This is a genomic window from Pseudoalteromonas phenolica, from assembly GCF_005876835.1.
Lineage (GTDB): Bacteria > Pseudomonadota > Gammaproteobacteria > Enterobacterales > Alteromonadaceae > Pseudoalteromonas > Pseudoalteromonas phenolica_B.
Map to the genome: position 1 here is coordinate 140,269 of NZ_PPSW01000005.1, position 20,456 is coordinate 160,724.

19 protein-coding genes and 1 riboswitch are annotated in these 20,456 nt (G+C 41.6%); of the genes, 10 read left to right on the forward strand and 9 right to left on the reverse strand.

The features are described from left to right. The 8 genes from C1E24_RS02440 to gmk form a co-directional block, all read right to left on the reverse strand. Nucleotides 1-1,290, reverse strand: coding sequence for a MotA/TolQ/ExbB proton channel family protein (locus C1E24_RS02440; protein ID WP_138478426.1), 1,290 nt, complete (start codon nt 1,288-1,290; stop codon nt 1-3). Further along, nucleotides 1,287-2,078 carry a DUF3450 family protein gene (locus C1E24_RS02445; RefSeq protein ID WP_138478428.1) on the reverse strand — a complete coding sequence of 264 codons (792 nt, stop codon included), beginning with the start codon at nt 2,076-2,078 and terminating at the stop codon, nt 1,287-1,289. The genes C1E24_RS02440 and C1E24_RS02445 overlap by 4 nt, the downstream gene beginning before the upstream one ends. A 212-nt stretch (nt 2,079-2,290) precedes the next feature. Next, nucleotides 2,291-3,775 carry an Ig-like domain-containing protein gene (locus C1E24_RS02450; RefSeq protein ID WP_138478430.1) on the reverse strand — a complete coding sequence of 495 codons (1,485 nt, stop codon included), beginning with the start codon at nt 3,773-3,775 and terminating at the stop codon, nt 2,291-2,293. Between the two features lie 2 nt (nt 3,776-3,777). Continuing rightward, nucleotides 3,778-5,775, reverse strand: coding sequence for a TonB-dependent receptor plug domain-containing protein (locus C1E24_RS02455; protein WP_138478432.1), 1,998 nt, complete (start codon nt 5,773-5,775; stop codon nt 3,778-3,780). An 86-nt stretch (nt 5,776-5,861) separates the two neighbouring features. Further along, a riboswitch (cobalamin riboswitch) is annotated at nt 5,862-6,071 on the reverse strand. A 121-nt stretch (nt 6,072-6,192) separates the two neighbouring features. Further along, entirely contained in the window at nt 6,193-6,585 is a 393-nt protein-coding gene (locus C1E24_RS02460) for a RidA family protein (RefSeq protein WP_138478434.1), read from the reverse strand. A gap of 7 nt (nt 6,586-6,592) precedes the next feature. Next, nucleotides 6,593-8,713, reverse strand: a complete 2,121-nt coding sequence (gene spoT, locus C1E24_RS02465; protein ID WP_138478436.1) for a bifunctional GTP diphosphokinase/guanosine-3',5'-bis pyrophosphate 3'-pyrophosphohydrolase — start codon at nt 8,711-8,713, stop codon at nt 6,593-6,595. Nucleotides 8,714-9,136: 423 nt separating this feature from the next. Continuing rightward, on the reverse strand, nt 9,137-9,412 hold the full coding sequence (rpoZ, locus tag C1E24_RS02470; protein WP_138478438.1) for a DNA-directed RNA polymerase subunit omega: 276 nt from the start codon (nt 9,410-9,412) through the stop codon (nt 9,137-9,139). Nucleotides 9,413-9,514: 102 nt separating this feature from the next. Then, entirely contained in the window at nt 9,515-10,138 is a 624-nt protein-coding gene (gene gmk, locus C1E24_RS02475; protein WP_138478440.1) for a guanylate kinase, read from the reverse strand. A gap of 153 nt (nt 10,139-10,291) precedes the next feature. On the opposite strand from gmk, the gene C1E24_RS02480 reads away from it, so the two are divergent. Next, nucleotides 10,292-12,079, forward strand: coding sequence for a GGDEF domain-containing protein (locus tag C1E24_RS02480; protein ID WP_138478442.1), 1,788 nt, complete (start codon nt 10,292-10,294; stop codon nt 12,077-12,079). 66 nt (nt 12,080-12,145) lie between these two features. After that, the gene (locus C1E24_RS02485; RefSeq protein WP_138478444.1) at nt 12,146-12,961 is read left to right on the forward strand and encodes a substrate-binding periplasmic protein; all 816 of its coding nucleotides are present in this window, start codon (nt 12,146-12,148) and stop codon (nt 12,959-12,961) included. A 62-nt stretch (nt 12,962-13,023) separates the two neighbouring features. Here the strand turns inward: C1E24_RS02485 and suhB are convergent, their stop codons facing one another. Next, entirely contained in the window at nt 13,024-13,827 is an 804-nt protein-coding gene (gene suhB, locus C1E24_RS02490) for an inositol-1-monophosphatase (RefSeq protein ID WP_138478446.1), read from the reverse strand. Nucleotides 13,828-14,072: 245 nt separating this feature from the next. Between suhB and trmJ the strand changes: the two genes are divergently transcribed. The 8 genes from trmJ (at nt 14,073) to fdx (ending at nt 20,345) form a co-directional block, all read left to right on the forward strand. Then, nucleotides 14,073-14,801 (forward strand): tRNA (cytosine(32)/uridine(32)-2'-O)-methyltransferase TrmJ, encoded by a 729-nt coding sequence (gene trmJ / locus C1E24_RS02495; protein WP_130254076.1) that lies wholly within the window; start codon nt 14,073-14,075, stop codon nt 14,799-14,801. A gap of 182 nt (nt 14,802-14,983) precedes the next feature. Further along, nucleotides 14,984-15,475 (forward strand): Fe-S cluster assembly transcriptional regulator IscR, encoded by a 492-nt coding sequence (gene iscR, locus C1E24_RS02500; protein ID WP_058031051.1) that lies wholly within the window; start codon nt 14,984-14,986, stop codon nt 15,473-15,475. A 23-nt stretch (nt 15,476-15,498) separates the two neighbouring features. Then, nucleotides 15,499-16,713, forward strand: a complete 1,215-nt coding sequence (locus C1E24_RS02505; protein WP_138478448.1) for an IscS subfamily cysteine desulfurase — start codon at nt 15,499-15,501, stop codon at nt 16,711-16,713. Nucleotides 16,714-16,756: 43 nt separating this feature from the next. After that, the gene (iscU, locus tag C1E24_RS02510; RefSeq protein ID WP_138478450.1) at nt 16,757-17,140 is read left to right on the forward strand and encodes a Fe-S cluster assembly scaffold IscU; all 384 of its coding nucleotides are present in this window, start codon (nt 16,757-16,759) and stop codon (nt 17,138-17,140) included. A gap of 11 nt (nt 17,141-17,151) precedes the next feature. After that, entirely contained in the window at nt 17,152-17,475 is a 324-nt protein-coding gene (gene iscA, locus C1E24_RS02515; protein WP_058031048.1) for an iron-sulfur cluster assembly protein IscA, read from the forward strand. A gap of 99 nt (nt 17,476-17,574) precedes the next feature. Next, entirely contained in the window at nt 17,575-18,099 is a 525-nt protein-coding gene (gene hscB / locus C1E24_RS02520; RefSeq protein ID WP_138478452.1) for a co-chaperone HscB, read from the forward strand. A 41-nt stretch (nt 18,100-18,140) separates the two neighbouring features. Next, a complete protein-coding gene (gene hscA / locus C1E24_RS02525) occupies nt 18,141-20,003 on the forward strand; it encodes a Fe-S protein assembly chaperone HscA (protein WP_138478454.1) in 1,863 nt (620 codons plus the stop codon). A gap of 3 nt (nt 20,004-20,006) precedes the next feature. Next, the gene (gene fdx / locus C1E24_RS02530; RefSeq protein ID WP_058031045.1) at nt 20,007-20,345 is read left to right on the forward strand and encodes an ISC system 2Fe-2S type ferredoxin; all 339 of its coding nucleotides are present in this window, start codon (nt 20,007-20,009) and stop codon (nt 20,343-20,345) included. Nucleotides 20,346-20,456: the final 111 nt, after the last annotated feature.

Sequence of the window (20,456 nt, forward strand, 5' to 3'; positions counted from 1 at the left end):
TTAGTGCATCGCAAATTTACTAATTTGAATTGCATTGGCTTCAAGCTTTGCGTTATAGCTTTTAGCCTTACGACTTAACAGTGCACTTATAATGAGTGAGGGAATAGCAACAATCAGCCCTAGCTCTGTTGTAACTAAAGCTTCCGATATTCCTCCCGAGACGGTTGCCGCATCTCCAGTTCCAAAGGTATTCATCATCATAAAGGTATTTATCATGCCAGATACGGTACCAAGTAAACCTAAAAGCGGGGCAATAGCTGCTGTTGTAGTAACAACGCCTAAATAGTTTTCAACCTTATGTTGATGTTGCATTAAGTAAGATACTATTTGATCGTCCCTTTGTTCTGAGACTGGTGTATCGAGCGCGATTTGAACTAGTTTTTTCTCTGCGCCATCAAATGGAATTTGCACTTCTAATGACGTTTTTTTGGCCTTGAGTTGCTCAATGAAATCCTTACTAATGCGAGGTAAGCGCATGAGTTGAATGCTTTTAAGTAGTGCAGCGATAAGTGCTAATAAGCCAAAAAATAAAATAGGTAATGCCCACACACCACCTTTTTTAATGTGGGAAACTATCCCTTGTTGGTTATTTTGTAATTTTGTGGCATTACCAAGTGTCGGGTCAAAAGTCACACTGCCTATGCCTGTTTGATTGAGCTGCTGCAATTGCACAGCTTGAGCATTTTGGCTTACCCCTTTAACAAGGCTGGGTAGGGTTTGATTAACCGGATTTTCAAGTAACCCACCAGATTGTAATTGGGAATTATATGCCAGCTTGATGGGCCCAATATTGAGGACATTAAAAGGTTTGACCTCACCGTTTGTGCTGATGACATCAGTTTGTTGCCAGCTAGGTGCAAGATCGTCGATTAATTCGCTTCTCAGATACTGAAATATCTCAGGCTTGATTGCGACATCGCTCGTTCCAGTATGGTCAAAAGTAATGTTTTGTTGTTCCAAATAAGTTTGTAATAACAGCTTTTGGTAATTATCTTGTTCTCGCCACTTATTGATCCGGCCTGAGAGCTGCTCAATGCTCATCAACTGCTCATCAGCAGTTCGTTGAATAGTTGTAGCTTGTTCTCGTAATGCTTTGACGGCAGCAAGTTCTTTATTTAGCTGGGCCTGATATTTCAGGGTTTCTTCGTTAATCTTAGATTCAAGCGCTTGCAGTGACTTTTGAGATGTAGTGATCCTGTTAACGAGCTCTTGGCTGACAGAATTAGGGGCAGCTGTAGAAGATAAGCTAGTGAGCAGCAAGAGAAGTAATATTGTGAGCCGAGTGATCATAATAAGTCCTTTTCAATGGGTGCTATTGCAAGAGGAGCATTCACAAAGGCTGCAGTTGTAGGTTTATTGAGCATAGATTTTATTTGTGCAAGAGATTGCAAAAAGTCTTCTCGCGAAGAGAGGCCTAATAACTGCTGAGCTTGCTCCGTGTGGTGCCACTGCCAACCATGTTGCTCTACCCGTCCTATCCCAAAGTGTTTACCATCGTGGCTAACATACCAAGCCTGTGACAATCCTAAATAGATCTGACTTACGAGCATTTGTGTCTCACCATCGGCTGTAGGAATAGTCATATTGGTATTATTCAGCGCAATTCTTTGATTAAACTCAGTCGCTGATTTAAACATACTTAACAGTTTTTCTAGTTGTTCGCTGTTGGAGTAAGGTGTGCTATTTATGGTTGTTAAAGCATCTTCCCATTGAGCTTGAATAGGAGGGGGTAATAGAGGGGAGACTCTATTAATAAATTGCATTAGGTTTTTTAGCTCGGCTTTAACCAATCGCTGATTTTCTTCAAGCTGTTGCTGTTGCTTAGTGAGCTCAAATCGCTTTTCGTCCACTTCGCTTCGCGCGTCTTTGGCTTTATTGATTAATGCACGCAACGCTGCTTTTTCTTCTTTTAGCAACTTTATTTGATTTTGTAATGATTGCTGATTTGTTTGCCAGCTCAATTCTAGTTTGCCTTTTTGGCTCTCTAAGTCTAGCCATTGTTGCATTAACTCATACTCGGTTTGGTTGGCAAATACACTGCTAGACAGCGCTGTCATTAAGAGGACTGTTTTTTTCAATTATTGTTTTCCCTGTACTCTTCTTAGATACAAACTACAATTACAGAAATAGTTTAAATAATCAACAGTTAGCGTCGCTAGTTTTTTGCATGTTGAAATAATAAGGGTATGAAAGTAAATATTTTTACTGTTTTAAATAGGAGGTATTATATAAGGAGATGTGTTTTTTAAAGTGAATTAAGGGGACTTAGGCCCCCTCAAAAAATAGTTGACTATTGCTCTGCCAGAAACGCAATAGAGCTTGGGTTTAATTCAGTTGTTAGTCTATCTTTATACTTTTCATTTGTGTTGGTATTTAGAATATCAACACCAGGTGCTGTCGGGTCGCCAATGCTCATCCACAAGAAATTAGCTGAATCTAGCTTGATGTTACTGATGGCGGTTTCACCCGTGTTAGCAATGCCTGAAGCGATTATTTCACCTGAAGTTGGGTTAAACTCATGCAGGGTAGATTTCACATGGTAAGACGGTGTGAAGAAGGCTTCTGAGCTATAGAAGTACCCCTTTTCTGCAGACACAATGGCTGTGCCACTTATGTAACCGCTAGTATTATTTGCAATATCTTTCGCTGTTAATACTGATTTCACTGAATAATCAGCAGGAGAGATCTCTTCAATACGGCTAAGCTCTAAGCTTGGCGCAGAGTAGCCGCTGCGTGTTGTTACATAAATCTTGTCATTTGCTGCAATGATGCTGTTTTCTAGCGGGTTTACACCAGCAAGAGGAATACCTTTAAAGCTGTCTTCGCTGTTTGCATTTGTTTCAATTTCTTCATCTGTTGCAGTATCAAATACGGCTACATATGCAGTACCTGCAGAGAAGTTATCGTTTTGCCTTTGCATAGCGATATAAAGTTTGTCGTCTAAGATAACCGCAGCTGATGGAGATGGTGTACCATTTTTATTGTCATTACTGTAAGCAGAAATATCTAATTCACCAATTTTGAAGTCTTCTTGCAGAGTTGCTTGCGGGTTAACGATCCATACTTTGCCTGAACCATAACGAATCAAATACGCTTTTGTATCACTTAATGAAACTAGAGTGTAAGGGTTACGACTGGTTGAGTCTTGATCATCTTGCGTCGAGTAAGACCATACCGCAGCGTCTTTTTCAGCTACATTGTATTTATCAATGGTATCGATAAAGAAGCGGCCGATGTGGAAAAGATCAGAGTTATAGCTGGCAACCGTGTAATCTGACTTGGCTTTGACATAATAACCAGTTTCTACTTGTTGATTGAGAGCATCAACAAATACGACTTCAGAACTGGTGTAATCAGGTGCAATTGTTTGTACTGCGGCAAAATCCGGGGTGTCTTTAACATCGCCCAGTGAAACTGTGATGTTTAAAGAGGTGCTGAGTTTGTCAGCTTCATTTTCTGTCGCTGTCAGAGTAACTGAAAACGTGGTTTTTCCAGCTGTTTCAAAATCTTGTGCATTTTTGAAACTCAGTTCGCCCTGTTGCGTGATAGTAAATAAGTCACTGTCGTCACCGCTAATTGTTAAGGTAATAGCGTCGCCGTCAGGGTCATTCGCAGTATAGTTTGCAACCAGTGTGGTGTTTTCAAGTACAGATGGGTTCAATTCACCACTTAGTGTTGGAGCACTGTTATTGTCTGAACTGCCACAGGCAGACAACAGTAGCGCCGAACAAATAAGGCTTAGTGAGAAAGGAGCTCTTGAGCTATTAAATTGCATAGTTATAGACCTTTAATTGAGTATTTGACTTGAAAGCTGCGTCCTTGAGCGGGGCGGTTTGCTAAGTCTAGATAGTCGTTATTGAAAATATTATTCACTTGAAGTGACAACGTTTGTTGGCTGTTCTGCCAAGTCACACTGAAATCGCTGATTTCTCTATCACTTGGTGTGCCATTGCCTTTGGCTTGCGTATTAGTAAAGCGATTTGTTCTGTTGAAAAACAACTCTTTATCGATATGGGTATCGAGTGATAGCCGCCAAGCTTCGTTCAGCTGATAATCCAAACTGATGTTATATTGCTGATGATAAATACCTGGTAGCTTTTTATCGTCAAAGGCAACAAACTCGGAGTGGGTTTGGCTATCTATTATGTTGGCCTGTAGCTGTGTGCTCAATGCTGAATTAAAACGGTAATCTATTTGTAGTTCTAGGCCATTTAAAGTGGCATCACTGACGTTGGTATAACTGCCTGTACCCGTTGAATTAAAAATCGCAACAATAGCATTTTCTTGCTTTGTTCTATACAAACTGCTGGTGATATTAAGTGCATTTTTATTGTAACTTGAGGCCAACATAAGGGTGTTGGAGTGCTCAGGTACTAGGTTTGCATTGCCTTTAAACGCGCCTCTATCACCATATAACTCAAACAACGTGGGAGTGCGAATACCCTTAGAAAAGGCAAATTCAAGTTCAATGTTATTAAAATGGGAGGTTGTGCCGAGTTCATAGCTTGAATAACTGTCATCTTGTTTGAGTTGATCGACTTGCTCAGCACTCACATTTCGTTTTTGATTGCTCGAGCGAGACTTTTGTTTGTTAGCAAGTAAGTAGCTTTGCAAAGGTAAATCTTCACTTTGCCATTCGACTCTTGTTCCGAAGTGTAAGTCTGTTTGTTGCGCTTCTACATCACAGCCACTGAAACCATTGCATATATTGATTTGATCATTTAAAAATTGTTCTGAAGTAAATTGCTGTTTTGCAAGGTTGCTATAAGGCAGTATCGTAATATTGTCGAACACAAAAGTCGGCTTTAAGCTGGCAAAATATTTATCAGTATCGTAAAAATAATCTCGTTTTATTACGCTACTTTGTGCGTCAATATAATGCTCTTTTTTGCTATCTATGTAGCTTTCAAATTCGACTTCAGATAAATGCTTTGAGCCACTTTTCCACACATGAATGTACCCAGCCCGCCAGTTCTTAGTTTCTAGATTTGAAAGGTTTTCTGGTGAATTATTTTGATAATTAGCGATGGCTTTATTCTGTTTTGTATACTGTGCATTGAGGCGAATGTTATGCGCATCTAATGAGATTTGATCATTTATGTACAAAGCCGTTTTATCATAATCGTTATTACGCAAAGGTTGCTCAGCACTGATGGCAGAGTTATCGAATGTTTGCGGTACCAAGTAGTCATAGTCATTTTTAACTTTTAAAAACTGACCGCCGAGTGAAAGAGCGTGATTATCTAGTTTAACATTATGATTTAGGTTTACTTCTTTGAACCCAAATGATCCCGCAGCCAGACTCAAACGAGTTTGTGAAGCTGATGGATTGTACGTGTTTACCCTGATCACACCACCAATTGGCGTCATTCCCGTGCCAATCGCCTGACTCTTACTGACTTCAATACTTTGAATTTGTTCTACTGGGATCTGATTTAGATCGAAACCGCCAAATTGATTGTCGTTTATTAATTGACCATCGATATACAGCTGAACTTGTTTACTGCTTGAGCCTCGAATAGAGACATTGACTGGATTACCAATTCCACTAATTTGCGTAATTTGCACTCCATTGATAGTGCTTAAAACGTCAGATAGGCTTTGTGCGCTGGCAAGAAATTCGCTGCGCTGGATTAATTGATAGTTTGCTGTGGTCGTGCGTTGCTGCTCTATTTCGATGATTTCAATCTCGTTTTGCGTATTTTGTGCATTGGCAAACTGCGCGCTAGGCAAAAGGCAACAAATAATAATAAAACGAGAAATTAGCAACTGCATACGCACCTCAAAATGAGGACGATAAGATACGTCACCAAAGCGAAATTACGTTGGCGAATACCTTATATCGCCCACCGCAATATAATCTTATGGTTGATAGTTAGGCCGGTCTCCGGGCTTATACAATGATTGCAATTACCGTTGCGGGGGCAGCGTTAGATTACTTAACCTAATAACAAGATTCAAAATAGATGGCCCTACTATGAGGGTTGCTTTAAGTTTTAGGGTACGTCACTAACTTCCCGATTATCTCAAATCGATACTATGATCTGAGCACCTAGCTATTTAGACGGCTAGTCTGATGGCTTTATACCAAAAAGTCAAAGAAAGAAATGCTGAACAGAGGAGTAGGTTGGTGTTTAGGAGATGTGCTTCGTAAGTATTACGAAGCACATAAAAGAAATGCTTGATGTGAGATTAATTTGTTGAAGGCAATTCCATGATGCCGTCAATTTCGATTTGCACACCTTTAGGTAATTCTCTTACACCGATAGCTGCACGTGCAGGGTATGGCGTTGAGAAGTGTTGGCTCATGATCTCATTTACGGTTGCGAAGTTGCTTAAATCAGTCAGGAAGATATTTACCTTAACCATATCTTGTAAGCGGCCACCCGCAGCTTCACATACTGCCGTTAGGTTTTTAAACACCTGTTGCGTTTGCTCTGCAAAGTCTTCAGAGATCACTTCCATCGTTTCTGGCACTAATGGGATCTGGCCTGATAGATAAACAGCAGTACCTACTTTAACCGCTTGGCTGTATGTGCCGATCGCTGCAGGTGCATTGTCTGTTGAAATAATTGCTTTGTTCATAATAATCCTACTTTTTACGGTATACACGTTGAACGTCAGGCATCACCCTGATCTTACGCATCACATCCGCGACGTGAACACGGTCTTTAACCGTGATACCTAAATCAATGATATATAAGTTACTTTCTTTTTCGTCAGTGGCAATTTCGACAATATTAGCGTTAGTACTTGCCACCACACTGGTTAATTTTGCAAGCGTACCTTGGTGGTTGATGATTTCAACTCTAAGACCTGCAATATATTCTTTTTCTGGGTTGTCATCCCATTTTACGACGAAATATTTCGAACGCTCGCTTTCCCAACCTTTAATGTTTTTACACTCTTGGCGGTGAACGTTTAAGCCCTTACCTTGGCTCACATAAGCAGTGATGGCATCACCTGGTACTGGGCGGCAGCATTTCATGTAGTTAACTAGCATGCCTTCAGTACCAATGATCGCAGCTTTTGCCTTTTTAGCTAAATGTTCAATACTGCCATCATCTTCGTCAAGATCATCATTTTGCAATAAGCGCTTAGCAATCAGCACACTCATAATATTGCCACAACCAATCTCAACCAGTAGTTCGAGCATGGTTGAAAGCTTGTGCTCTGCTAGTACACGGTCAATTTGTTCTTGCGAGATATCACTTAATTGATACTCCCCAAGAGCAGAATCGAGTAAGCGACGGCCTAATTCAAGTGCTTCTTCTTCTCGCTGGCTCTTAAGGTAGTTACGAACTCCTAAGCGCGCTTTACCTGTGACAATGAAGTTTAACCAAGTGGCATTCGGGTGAGCACCAGAGCTGGTAATCACTTCTACAGTTTGACCGGTGTCGAGTGCTTTACTGAGCGGATAAGGTTTACGATTTACACGCGCGCCTACACATGTGTTACCCACATCGGTATGCACCGCATAAGCGAAGTCGACGGCTGTGGCACCCATAGGGAGTTCTACAATACGGCCATCAGGCGTGAAGACATAAATCTCTTCTGGGAATAGTTCAGTTTTAACGTTTTCAACGAACTCAAACGATGAACCAGCACTTTGTTGTAATTCAAGTAGACTCTGCATCCACTGACGAGCGCGTTGCTGTGCAGTATGACCCGCACTGTCACCGGACTTTTTATACATCCAGTGAGCAGCAACCCCTTTATCAGCCATTTGATCCATATCGTGGGTGCGAATTTGGATTTCAACTGGAATACCATGTGGGCCAACTAGTGATGTATGCAGTGACTGGTAACCATTGGTTTTTGGTACGGCAATGTAATCTTTGAAACGTGTTTCGATTGGCTTATATAAGTTATGTGCTACACCCAGTACACGGTAACAAGTATCTAGATTATCAACAGCTATACGGAAAGCATAAATGTCCATGACTTCGTTGAACATCAATTCTTTATTGAGCATTTTTTTGTAAATGCTGTATAGGTGCTTTTCACGGCCGCTGACATTCGCTTCAATACCAGCTTCTTCAAGACGAGATTTGATCTCATTTTGAATATTGCTGATGACTTCTTTACGATTACCACGAGCTTTTGCGACTTCTGATTTTAGAGCGCGATGACGCATCGGGTAAAGCGCTTGAAAACCTAGGTCTTCTAATTCATTTTTAATGTCATGAATACCAAGACGATTAGCAATAGGCGCAAAGATTTCTAATGTTTCACGGGCGATACGGCGGCGTTTGTCTGGGCGAAGTGCGCCAAGCGTACGCATGTTGTGGGTTCTGTCGGCAAGCTTAATCAGTATAACGCGGATATCTTGCGTCATCGCCATGATCATTTTACGATAGTTTTCAGCTTGGAATTCTTTTTTATCTTTAAAGCTGAGTTTATCTAACTTACTTACACCCTCGACAAGCTCCGCGACAGTATTGCCAAAAATCTCGGCAAGATCTTGCTTGCTAAAATCAGTGTCTTCAATCACGTCATGCATGAGTGCCGCCATGAGAGTTTCATGGTCTAAACGCATGCTGGCAAGAATTTGTGTCACTTCAACTGGGTGAGTGATATATGGCTCGCCACTAGAGCGAGTTTGCCCTTCATGGGCTTCACGCGCCACCACGTAGGCTTTTTGAACCAGTTCTACGTCAGCGGGGGAAAGGTATTCTGAGATCTTTTGCTTCAGGCCTTCAAAAAGATACATTCACACTCCAATGTTCCAGTGAAGTAATATTATGCTATGAATATACGATGAATTATCAGAGAAACCAATGGCTAGCTGTGACTTTTATGTCTACGGAGAGTAATTAACCTGAACTATGGGTAATAAATCTATCTCCAGAGGCTACTTTCAACGCTAACAGCGTTGAATTCACTTGCAATAGGCTCGCTATTGACGCGCAAATTCGCCTTGCCTACATGGATGTAGGTACCTTGGCGATAGCAGGACGCGTGAGCGGTGTTACCCTTAAAAGTCTCCGTCTGCAGATTAAATGATATTTATTAGTGCAATATCAATATGCTAGTAAATCTCTTAACCAAAGTTCAGGCTAATATTTTGTTATTGAGGCTTAAAAACAACAAAGCCAGCGTTAAAGCTGGCTTTGAATATGAAGTGCAGGGGGTTTTAGCTGTTACCGCCAACAATTGCAGCAACCGCAGCAAGCTCTGCAGCTTCTTGGTTTTGTTGCTCTTCACGATCAATCATATCAAGAGACGAGTTGTTCACAAGTCCTTGTTCGATCTCACGTAGAGCGACTACAGTTGGCTTATCGTTTTCAGCATCAACCATAGGATCTTTACCACCTACAGAGATCTGACGAGCGCGACGCGCCGCTACTAGGATTAAGTCAAAACGGTTACCAATTTTATCTACTGCATCTTCTACAGTTACGCGAGCCATCGAAGCACTCCAAAGTTATTCATGTCGAATTGTTAAGTTTACTTGATGCAAACCAATTCTCCAATAGGTGGTTAAAAATTTATCTTGTTTAAATGAGAGAGATTAAGCCAATAACTCAGCAATTAAATTTTGATGACGGTGTTTTTGTGCATCCAGTTCAAGGCGAGCAGCCATAACAATATGCTCAAGTTGCATTAGAGCTGTATCAAAATCATCATTTATTAATACATAATCGAACTCATCATAGTGTGAGCTTTCTGATTTTGCTTCCGCCATGCGCCCTGCAATCACTTCTTGAGAATCTTGTCCTCGGTTATTTAAGCGATTTTCAAGCTCGGCTTGCGACGGCGGTAAAATAAAGACTGTTTTTACTGATGGCATTAATTCACGAACTTGACGCGCACCTTGCCAATCAATATCTAAAAACACATCAATGCCTTGCTCAAGTTGAGACTCTATAGCTGCTTTTGAAGTGCCATAGTAGTTTTCGAAAACTTGCGCCCATTCAAAAAAGTCACCCTGATCAATCAAGGCTTTGAATTCATCTACACTGACAAAGTGGTAGTGTTCACCATTGTTTTCACCTGGGCGAGGGCCGCGAGTAGTGTGAGAAACTGACACTTTAATATCAGCATGTTTTTCTAACAGTGCTTTGATCAGGCTTGATTTGCCAGCACCAGAAGGCGCTGAAAGAATAAATAAATTACCGCGAGTTTGTGATGTCATAATTAAATCTGTGGCTTGAAACGTGATTTGGTTTCTAAAAGCATATTTTAAACCCTGAAAGTTTAATTGGCTAGAACAGATTTCGAGCGCAATAAAATTGTCATACAGTGGTTGTAAACTGATCAGATACTGTTTCTGTTTTGGTGATCTGCAGTGGAGAATGGTCGCATAGAGGCGTTTAAAATTGACGCGCAGAGTTTACAAACAATTTTAGACGAACGCTTGGTTGAGCCCTTATTTCAACCAATTTGCGATGTTGCGCGGCAAACTATTTTGGGCTTTGAAGCATTGAGTCGTGGCCCGAAAGGTACTGAGTTAGAATCACCAAATACCTTATTTGCAGCAGCACAGCGCTTTAATAAGCTCTCTGAATTAGAACTGTTATGCCGTGAAAAAGCGATTGAGCGTTTTGCTGAATTGAACCTATCAGGCAAGTTATTTCTAAATGTTAGTCCGAATACCTTGCTAGACCCAAACCACCCTAGAGGTGAAACTTTGCAACTTATTCAGCAATATGGCCTACAGGCCAACCAAGTTGTCATTGAAGTGACTGAGCAAGATAAAGTCGATGACGGCTTTTTGTTGCTTAAAACCATCGGCCATTATCGAAAATTAGGCTTTAATATTGCCATTGATGATTTAGGGGCGGGTTATTCAGGGTTAAAACAGTGGTCAGAGTTACAGCCTGATTTTGTAAAGATCGATCGCTACTTTATTGATCATTGCGATCAAAGTTTGGTTAAACGTGAGTTTTTAAAGTCAATTATTGAACTTGCCAAAGCAACGCGTACAGCTGTCATAGCTGAGGGTATTGAACGCGCTGAAGAATTAGCTTTAATAACGCAGTTGGGAATTACCAATGCGCAAGGTTTTTTAATAGCACGACCCGCACATGTTCCATTGAATGCCTATCCAAATACCCTAAAAGAGTCGAGCCAAGCACAAGGAAATGTGATGCATCGAGGTTTAGTTAAAGCAATTGGCGAATTAACGCATGTCACCCCAGCGGTATTAAATGGTGTATTGTGCCAAGACGTACATCGTGTGTTTGAAAAAGATAAGCAGTTGATGAGTCTCGCTGTCGTTGATGAGCAGCAAATGCCTATGGGCTTGCTTCACCGTGATCAATTAACAGAAGTTTTTGCAGCACCTTATGGTCATGCTTTATATGCTAAAAAGCCTTTGGCTTCTCTCATGGACAAACAGCCCTTAATTGTTGATGAGCAAACTCAACTAGATGAAGTGAGTCAGTTAATTACGGAGCAAGACTTTGATATTCGTCGCCACATTGTGGTAACGCAAGGTGGGAAGTATTTAGGTTTGGTACCACTTAGAGCGATTTTAAAACACATTACCGAAGAAAAAATTCGTAATGCACAGCATGCAAACCCTCTCACTATGTTGCCTGGTAATGTCGCAATTAACGAAGCCATAGAGCAGAGACTGTTAAATAAACAAGACTTCACTTTGGCGTATATCGATTTAAATCACTTCAAGCAGTTTAATGACTTGTATGGTTATGCCAGTGGTGATGGAGTGATAAAGCTCCTAGCTGATGTGATAAGTGAGTGTTGTGCAGACTTTTCTGGATTTGTGGGGCATATTGGTGGTGATGACTTCATGGTGGTGTTTGATGGCGATGATGCTGAACCACTTTGCCGAGACATTATTAATGAGTTTGAGTTGAAATCTAAAAGCTATTTTACCGCTGAGCATGTCAAAGCTGGGGGTTATTGGGCTACAAACCGAGAAGGACAGCAGCAATTTGTGCCTTTGCTTACACTGTCAATTGGTCTGGTGTCACCGCATGTTGATAGCTGTCATAACAGTCATCAGGTAGCGGCGCTTGCAACTGATGCCAAGAAGGAAGCCAAACGTTATCGCAACAGCTATTTATTTGTGGCAAATAAGCGTCGACCAACAGTGGCGATTGTTTCTTAATGAGAAATACTTGAGTCATGGCTCTATTTTGGGTAGCTTAGAATAAAATGAGTGGAGGCCCATTATATGCAGAGACTCATCAACTTTTTCATTATTATAAGTGTTTGTACTGCTTTTCAGCTTCAAGCTGTGGAAGCTGAGACGATAAAAGTCGCGAAAGAGCCAAGAAAGCTTTATGAGCGAGATCATTACCTTTATGAGTTGCTCGATAAAGCGTTAAAAGCTGCAAACGCCACTTACGACTACGAGCATGTCACTGTTCACCCTCATCAACAGCGTACTTTGATGGCACTCTCGTCAGGAAAAGTTGACTTGCATTGGAGTATGACCAGCCCTGATCGTGAGCAAATCGCAATAGCCATTCCTGTGCCTTTATTTAAAGGGTACATAGGTAAGCGGGCGATCATGGTGAAAAAAGAACGTCTTGCGCAGTTCGCGGAACTTAAAAGCATTGAACAATTAAAAGCATTTACCGCAGTACAGGGGCATGACTGGCCAGATACTAAAATATTGGCTTTTCACAACCTGCCGATAAAACCACTCTCTAATTATCAAGCTATGTTTAAATTATTAGCTGCTGGCAGAGTGGACTACTTTCCTCGTTCTTTCATTGAAGTGAACTCTGAGCTTGAAGAAAACCCGGATAAATTTGTGTTATTGCCGAATGTATATTTGGAATATCCCACAGCATTTTATTTCTTCGTAAATAAAGCAAAGCCACAATTGGCAGATGATCTAAAGCGTGGATTGAATAAGTTAAAAAGTAGCGGTGAATTTGATGTGTTATTTTCGCGTTATTTTGAAAAAGATTTAGCGCGGTTATCTATGTATCAGCCTGATAAGGCTATTAGGTTGAAGAACCCATATTTTAATGCCGAATAAATTACTTTCGACAAAACAAAAAGGAGCCGGTGGCTCCTTTTTTAAACCCAATACACTCGTAATTACTTAAGTAATGACTCAGTTAATGTCGGGCGAATTTCTTTTACGATCTGTTGGCAAAGCTTAGGTGAACCACACACGATGTTACCGCTCTTCGTGTAGTTAGTACCGCCAGCAAAATCAGTGATCATGCCGCCAGCTTCTTTGATAAGTAACTCACCTGCTGCTGTATCCCAAGGCTTAAGACCGATTTCGAAGAAACCATCAATACGACCAGCTGCAACATAAGCCATATCTAGTGCTGCAGAGCCTGCACGACGAATATCAGCTGTGTGAACAAATAGCGCTTTAAATGCATCAGTGTATGCATCGATGTGGTGCTTTTGTTTGAATGGGAAACCAGTTGCTAGCACAGTACCTGCGATTTCGTTGTTTTTAGCAACACGAAGACGCGTGCTGTTTAGCTGTGCACCTTGACCACGAGAAGCAGTGAATAGCTCACTACGTACAGGATCATAGATAACTGCTTGGTCTAAACGACCTTTTACTTTAAGTGCGATTGAGATGGCATAATGAGGAATGCCTTTGATGAAGTTTGTTGTGCCATCTAATGGATCGATAATCCACTGATAGTCAGCATCTTTACCCTCGGTAACACCTAGTTCTTCACCCACAATTGAGTGCTCTGGATACGCTTTTAAAATCGTTTCGCGGATGATAGCTTCCGCTTCTTTATCTACGTTAGTAACAATATCGTTGCTGCCTTTTTGTTGGGCTTCAACACGAGATAAATCTTCACTTGCACGTAAGATCACTTTAGCTGCATTACGCGCAGCGCGTACCGCAATGTTTAACATTGGATGCATAGCATTACCTTTGGGTTGTAAAAGAACAGTATAAATTCGTTGCCTACTGACAATGCAGTAAGCACAGGACGGCGTATTCTAGCGATTTTTGCCTTAAAGTAAACCCAAAAAACAAAATAAAATTGTTGTTTTTTTGACCGTGTTGAAATTGCTATTAAAAAATATAAACGAAGATTTTTGAGTGGCAGAAAAAGGCTGTGGTAAACTTAGCCAATTATCAATTTTCGTCGTAAAGGCTTAGTGAAATGGCATTAGAAGATATTCGTATTGTGTTAGTTAACACCTCTCATTCTGGCAATATTGGTTCAGTTGCACGTGCAATGAAAACCATGGGGTTATCAAAACTATATCTAGTTGACCCTGCTTGTGAGGTGGATAGCCACGCCAGTGCCCTCGCAGCTGGTGCAACAGATGTACTAGGTAATAGCGTGACTGTGAGCAAATTAGAAGAAGCCATTGCTGACTGTTCACTAACAATTGGTACAAGTGCGCGCTCACGTACTTTATCTTGGCCGATGGTAGAGCCAAGAGAGTGTGCTCAAAAATTGGTTGATGGATCTGAAAGCGGCCCTGTAGCTTTGGTTTTCGGTCGTGAAAACAGTGGCTTGACTAATGAGGAACTGCAACTTTGTAACTACCACGTATGTATTCCAGCAAATCCTGAATATAGTTCACTAAACCTTGCGATGGCCGTTCAAACCCTTACCTACGAAACGCGTATGGCGTTTTTAGATAAGCAAGACAAGCCAGTAGAAGAAGACGATGCAGTTTACCCTAGCTCTCAGCAAATGGAGCTTTTCTACGAGCACTTAGAAAGCACATTGAAAGAAACCGGCTTCATCATCAAGCAGCATCCAGGTATGGTAATGACCAAGCTTAAGCGCCTGTTTAATCGCGCCCGCCCAGAAGATCAAGAGCTTAATATTTTACGCGGCATTTTAACTTCAATTAACAAGTCTACAGGCAATAAATAACCCCTGATTATTTTTTGTTTAATACTTGACTAATTTAGTCGGGTAATTACAATGAGCAGTACTTGAGTAAATTACTCAGGTATTGCACTTGTTACTTTAGTGGTAAGTGTAGTGAGTAATACTTGACTATCCTAGTCAGGTAATTAAAATTCACCACCTGATAAAACGCTGAGGGGGCAATAATGAAACTAACATCTAAAGGCAGATACGCAGTCACAGCGATGCTCGATGTTGCTTTGCACGCCGATGTTGGCCCAGTTCCTTTAGCTGATATTTCTGAAAGACAAGAAATATCATTATCTTACCTAGAACAATTATTTGCTCGTTTACGTAAACATGGCTTAGTGAGCTCTGTGCGTGGACCGGGCGGCGGCTATTTACTTGGCCGAGATTCGCAAACTATCTCTGTAGGTGATGTGATTAATGCAGTCGACGAGTCAGTTGATGCAACCCGTTGTCACGGTGAAGGCGGCGGTTGTCAGAACGGCATGCGTTGTTTAACTCACACACTATGGTCTGATCTAAGTGAGCGTATTGCTGAGTTTTTAAATAATATTTCCCTAGCTGAGTTAGTCGCCAAATCTGATGTGCAGTCAGTTGCTTCTCGTCAAGATAGCGCTGTTAAAACTGCCATAAAGCAACTAGATAACATTCAAGTGAGCTGTCAACTTTAAGTTGGCGTCAAGCGGAGAAACCAATGAAATTACCGATATACCTAGATTATGCAGCAACCACTCCGGTTGATCAGCGCGTTGCAGATGAAATGATGCAATGTCTGACTATGGATGGCAATTTTGGTAACCCAGCATCACGTTCACACCGTTTTGGTTGGCAGGCCGAAGAGCTAGTGGACCAAGCGCGTAACGATATCGCTGATTTAATTAATGCAGATCCGCGTGAAATTGTTTTCACTTCAGGCGCGACAGAATCAAATAACCTAGCAATTAAAGGCGCAGCTAACTTCAATAAGAAGAAAGGCAAGCACATCATCACGGTTAAAACTGAGCATAAAGCCGTTTTAGATACATTCCGTGAGTTAGAGCGCCAAGGTTTTGAAGCAACTTACTTAGAAGTTGAAGAAAACGGTTTACTTGACCTTAAAAAGTTAGAAGCAGCAATGCGTGATGACACAGTACTTGTGAGCGTAATGCACGTGAACAACGAGCTAGGTGTTATTCAAGATATTACGACCATCGGTGAGATGTGTCGTGAGCGCAAGATCATGTTCCACGTAGATGCAGCGCAAAGTGCCGGTAAAGTAAAAATCGACTTACAAGAACTAAAAGTTGATTTCATGTCTTTCTCAGCGCACAAAATCTATGGTCCTAAAGGCATTGGTGCACTCTATGTTCGTCGTAAGCCACGTGCTCGCTTAGAAGCACAAATGCACGGTGGTGGCCATGAGCGTGGTATGCGTTCTGGTACGTTAGCGACTCACCAAATCGTTGGTATGGGTACCGCTTTCCGTGTTGCGAAGCAAGATTTCGAAAAAGACCATGCGCACATCAGCACGCTTCGTAAGCGTTTAATTGATGGCTTGATGAGCATGGATGAAGTGTATTTCAACGGTGCGATTGATCAATCAGTGCCAGGCATTTCAAACATCAGCTTCAACTTTGTTGAAGGTGAGTCATTACTAATGGCTGTAAAAGACATCGCGGTTTCTTCTGGTTCTGCATGTACTTCAGCAAGTCTTGAGCCATCGTATGTATTACGTGCACTAGGTCGTAATGACGAACTAGCACACAGCTCAATTCGTTTCAGCATAGGTCGATTCACGACTGAAGAAGAGATTGATTACACTGTTGAGTTACTTAAAAACTCAATTGGCCGTCTTCGTGAAATGTCTCCACTTTGGGAGATGCACCAAGACGGTATTGATTTAGATAGCGTTGAGTGGACTCACCACTAATTTAACGTGTAGCAAGTTTATAGCGGGTAGCGAGGAAAGAATTATGGCGTACAGTGATAAAGTAATTGATCACGTAGAGAACCCAAGAAACGTAGGTGCTCTAGATAAAAACGATCCAAGCGTTGCAACAGGCATGGTGGGTGCACCTGCATGTGGTGATGTGATGAAGCTGCAGATCAAGGTGTCTGGTGAAGGCGTTATTGAAGATGCTAAGTTCAAAACTTATGGTTGTGGTAGTGCGATTGCTTCATCTTCACTGGTAACAGAGTGGGTGAAAGGCAAAACACTAGATGAGGCTTCTGAAATCAAAAATACAGATATTTCTGCTGAGCTAGAATTACCACCGGTAAAAATTCACTGCTCAATTCTAGCTGAAGATGCGATTCAAGCTGCAATTGCAGATTACAAAAGCAAACAAGCTAAATAAGAGAGAGCGGCATGGCAGTAACATTAACTGACGCGGCAGCTAATCGCGTTCAGACATTCTTAGCTAATCGTGGCAAAGGCATCGGTCTTCGTTTAGGTATTAAAACGACTGGCTGTTCAGGCTTAGCTTACGTATTAGAGTTCGTAGACGAGTTAGATGAAGGTGATGAAGTGTATGAGCATAATGGTGTTAAAGTCATCATTGATGCGAAAAGCATGGTTTACCTTGACGGTACAGAGCTTGATTACACGAAAGAAGGTCTAAACGAAGGGTTTAAGTTTACCAACCCGAATCAAAAAGACGAATGTGGCTGCGGCGAAAGTTTTACAGTGTAACTGACCTTGCTGTTGTTAACAAAGCCCTGCCTTGGTAGGGCTTTGTTGTATAATATCATTTAGCATAATAATTTTAGCGCTTTTGAATGAGTTAACCTAATGCATTACTTTGAATTGTTTGATATTCCCGTTTCATATGATGTTGATCTAAATGCCATTAATACCCGCTATTTAGAATTACAACGCGTTGTTCACCCAGACCGATATGCTGGAAAAAGTGAACGCGAAAAACTGCTGGCTGTACAAAAAGCTGCAGAGATCAACGATGCATTAGCGGTGTTAAAACACCCAGTGAAACGTGCCGAGTATATGTTGAGCGAAAAAGGCAAAGACATTCGCGCTGAGCAGCAGACTTTACAAGATCCGATGTTTTTAATGCAGCAAATGGAACTGCGAGAAGCGCTAGAAGATCTTCCGCAGAGTAACGATCCTGAAGCAGCTATCGAGGATTTTGAACAAGAAATTAAGCTACTTGATAAACAATATTCAGCACAACTCTCATCACAATTAAGCAGTGATGACGATGCACAGTTAGACGCTGCAGCTGATAACATTCGAAAGCTAAAATTTGTATACAAATTGCGTGATGAATTAGCGCGCATAGAAGACAGTTTATTCGACTAAACCAAATTGGTTTACAAACGAACCTAAAAACGTAGAGCATTATGGCATTATTGCAAATTGCTGAGCCGGGGCAGAGCGCGGCACCTCATGAACATAAGCTAGCTATTGGCATTGACCTTGGTACCACAAACTCTTTGGTTGCGACGGTACAAAGTGGCGAAGCCAAAACCCTAACAGATTTTGATGGCTCAGCGATGTTGCCATCTGTGGTTCGCTACGAAGCTGATAAGATCACGGTGGGTCAAGCTGCCGCTGCGGCATCAGCAGAAGACCCGACTAATACGTTAATTTCAGTAAAGCGCTTCTTAGGCAAGTCTCAAGCTGAAATTGAACAAAGTTATGGGCAACTGCCTTATGAGTTCGTTGAAAATAATGGCAGCTTAGCCATTAATACTTTAGTGGGTGCAATCAACCCAGTACAGGCATCAGCAGAGATTTTAAAGTCGTTAAAAGAGCGTGCAACAGCCAGCTTTGCAGGTGAAGACATTAAAGGTGCAGTGATCACTGTACCAGCATACTTTGATGATGCACAGCGTCAAAGCACCAAAGATGCTGCAGAACTTGCCGGTCTAAATGTTTTACGTTTATTGAATGAGCCAACAGCAGCAGCCGTTGCTTATGGCTTAGATTCAGGACAAGAAGGCGTGATCGCCGTTTACGATTTAGGTGGTGGTACATTTGATATCTCTATCTTACGTTTAAACCAAGGTGTATTCGAAGTATTAGCAACGGGCGGTGACTCGAGTTTAGGTGGTGACGACTTTGATTCTGCACTTGTCGCACATTTTAAAGAACAAACGCAAATTAATGATTTAAATAATTCTGAGCTGCGTTTATTCATTAATAAAGCCAAAGCTTGTAAAGAAGCGCTATCGAGCTACGAAACCGTTAATGTTGGTTTAGAGCTACGTGATACAGCTCACACAGTGACAGTAACACGCGCTCAGTTTGCCGAAATGGTGATGCCGTTAGTGAAAAAGACATTACGTGCTTGTCGCCGTGCAGTAAAAGATGCTGATGTATCGCATGAAGAAATCTTGCAAGTTGTTATGGTGGGTGGTTCAACCCGTATGCCAGTTATCCGCGAGCAAGTTGAAGTGTTCTTTGATAAAAAGCCACTGACTTCTATCGACCCAGATCGCGTGGTCGCAATCGGTGCTGCGATCCAGGCAGATATTCTAGTCGGTAACAAGCCAGATTCAGACATGTTACTGTTAGATGTATTGCCACTCTCTCTAGGTCTGGAAACCATGGGCGGACTGGTTGAGAAAATCATCCCGCGCAACACCACGATTCCTGTCGCACGTGCGCAAGAGTTTACCACGTTCAAAGATGGTCAAACGGCCATGTCATTACATGTATTGCAAGGCGAACGTGAACTAGTAGACGACTGTCGTTCACTGGCTAAATTTAGCTTAAAAGGTATTCCAGCAATGGCAGCTGGTGCAGCGCATATTCGCGTCACCTTTAAAGTGGATGCAGACGGTCTGTTGAGCGTTTCAGCGATGGAGAAATCAACGGGCGTGCAAGCTGAGATCCAAGTTAAGCCATCATTTGGTTTGTCTGACGATCAAGTTGCGCAAATGCTTAAAGATTCAATGAGCAATGCCAAAGAAGATATGCAAGCACGTATGTTGAAAGAGCAACAAGTTGAAGCGCTTCGCGTATTAGAGGCGTTAGAAGCTTCTTTATCAACTGATAGCCAGCTATTAAGTGATGACGAGTTAGCAGCCCTTCGCAGTGAAATGCAAAAGCTGGCTGATTTACGTGAAACTGCGATTTCACCAGATGAGATTAAAACGGCCATTGAAGCTGTAGATGCGGCAAGTAGTGAATTTGCTTCGCGCCGTATGGATATGTCAATTAAACAAGCCCTTACTGGGCAGTCTGTAGACGAGGTATAAGTAATGCCACAGATTATTTTCTTACCCCATGAAGAGCTTTGCCCAGAAGGCGCGGCAATTGAAGCAAAAACAGGTCAAACTGTACTGGATGTCGCTTTAAAAAATGGTATTTCAATTCCTCATGCTTGTGAAAAGTCATGTGCATGTACAACCTGCCACGTGGTGATCCGTGAAGGTTTTGACTCGTTAGAAGAAAGCGACGAGCTAGAAGATGATATGCTAGATAAAGCATGGGGTTTAGAGCCTGAATCACGTCTAGGTTGTCAGGCAATCATCAACGATGAAGACTTGGTTGTAGAAATTCCAAAATATAATCTGAACATTGTGAATGAAGATCACTAATACCAATCCTCCTAATTAAGCGATCTATTTTGAGGCAAGTAAAACTGTTCGTTAGCAAGGCAAAAATTTTGCTATTGAGTTGTTCTAAATAAGAAATTTTTAACGAAGCTA

Bases quoted from the DNA above. Each gene is read 5' to 3' on its own strand.
- C1E24_RS02440 (WP_138478426.1), bottom strand. From the start codon at position 1,290: ATGATCACTCGGCTCACAATATTACTTCTCTTGCTGCTCACTAGCTTA.
- C1E24_RS02450 (WP_138478430.1), bottom strand. From the start codon at position 3,775: ATGCAATTTAATAGCTCAAGAGCTCCTTTCTCACTAAGCCTTATTTGT.
- C1E24_RS02455 (WP_138478432.1), bottom strand. From the start codon at position 5,775: ATGCAGTTGCTAATTTCTCGTTTTATTATTATTTGTTGCCTTTTGCCT.
- C1E24_RS02460 (WP_138478434.1), bottom strand. From the start codon at position 6,585: ATGAACAAAGCAATTATTTCAACAGACAATGCACCTGCAGCGATCGGC.
- spoT (WP_138478436.1), bottom strand. From the start codon at position 8,713: ATGTATCTTTTTGAAGGCCTGAAGCAAAAGATCTCAGAATACCTTTCC.
- rpoZ (WP_138478438.1), bottom strand. From the start codon at position 9,412: ATGGCTCGCGTAACTGTAGAAGATGCAGTAGATAAAATTGGTAACCGT.
- gmk (WP_138478440.1), bottom strand. From the start codon at position 10,138: ATGACATCACAAACTCGCGGTAATTTATTTATTCTTTCAGCGCCTTCT.
- C1E24_RS02485 (WP_138478444.1), top strand. From the start codon at position 12,146: ATGCAGAGACTCATCAACTTTTTCATTATTATAAGTGTTTGTACTGCT.
- suhB (WP_138478446.1), bottom strand. From the start codon at position 13,827: ATGCATCCAATGTTAAACATTGCGGTACGCGCTGCGCGTAATGCAGCT.
- trmJ (WP_130254076.1), top strand. From the start codon at position 14,073: ATGGCATTAGAAGATATTCGTATTGTGTTAGTTAACACCTCTCATTCT.
- iscR (WP_058031051.1), top strand. From the start codon at position 14,984: ATGAAACTAACATCTAAAGGCAGATACGCAGTCACAGCGATGCTCGAT.
- C1E24_RS02505 (WP_138478448.1), top strand. From the start codon at position 15,499: ATGAAATTACCGATATACCTAGATTATGCAGCAACCACTCCGGTTGAT.
- iscU (WP_138478450.1), top strand. From the start codon at position 16,757: ATGGCGTACAGTGATAAAGTAATTGATCACGTAGAGAACCCAAGAAAC.
- iscA (WP_058031048.1), top strand. From the start codon at position 17,152: ATGGCAGTAACATTAACTGACGCGGCAGCTAATCGCGTTCAGACATTC.
- hscB (WP_138478452.1), top strand. From the start codon at position 17,575: ATGCATTACTTTGAATTGTTTGATATTCCCGTTTCATATGATGTTGAT.
- hscA (WP_138478454.1), top strand. From the start codon at position 18,141: ATGGCATTATTGCAAATTGCTGAGCCGGGGCAGAGCGCGGCACCTCAT.
- fdx (WP_058031045.1), top strand. From the start codon at position 20,007: ATGCCACAGATTATTTTCTTACCCCATGAAGAGCTTTGCCCAGAAGGC.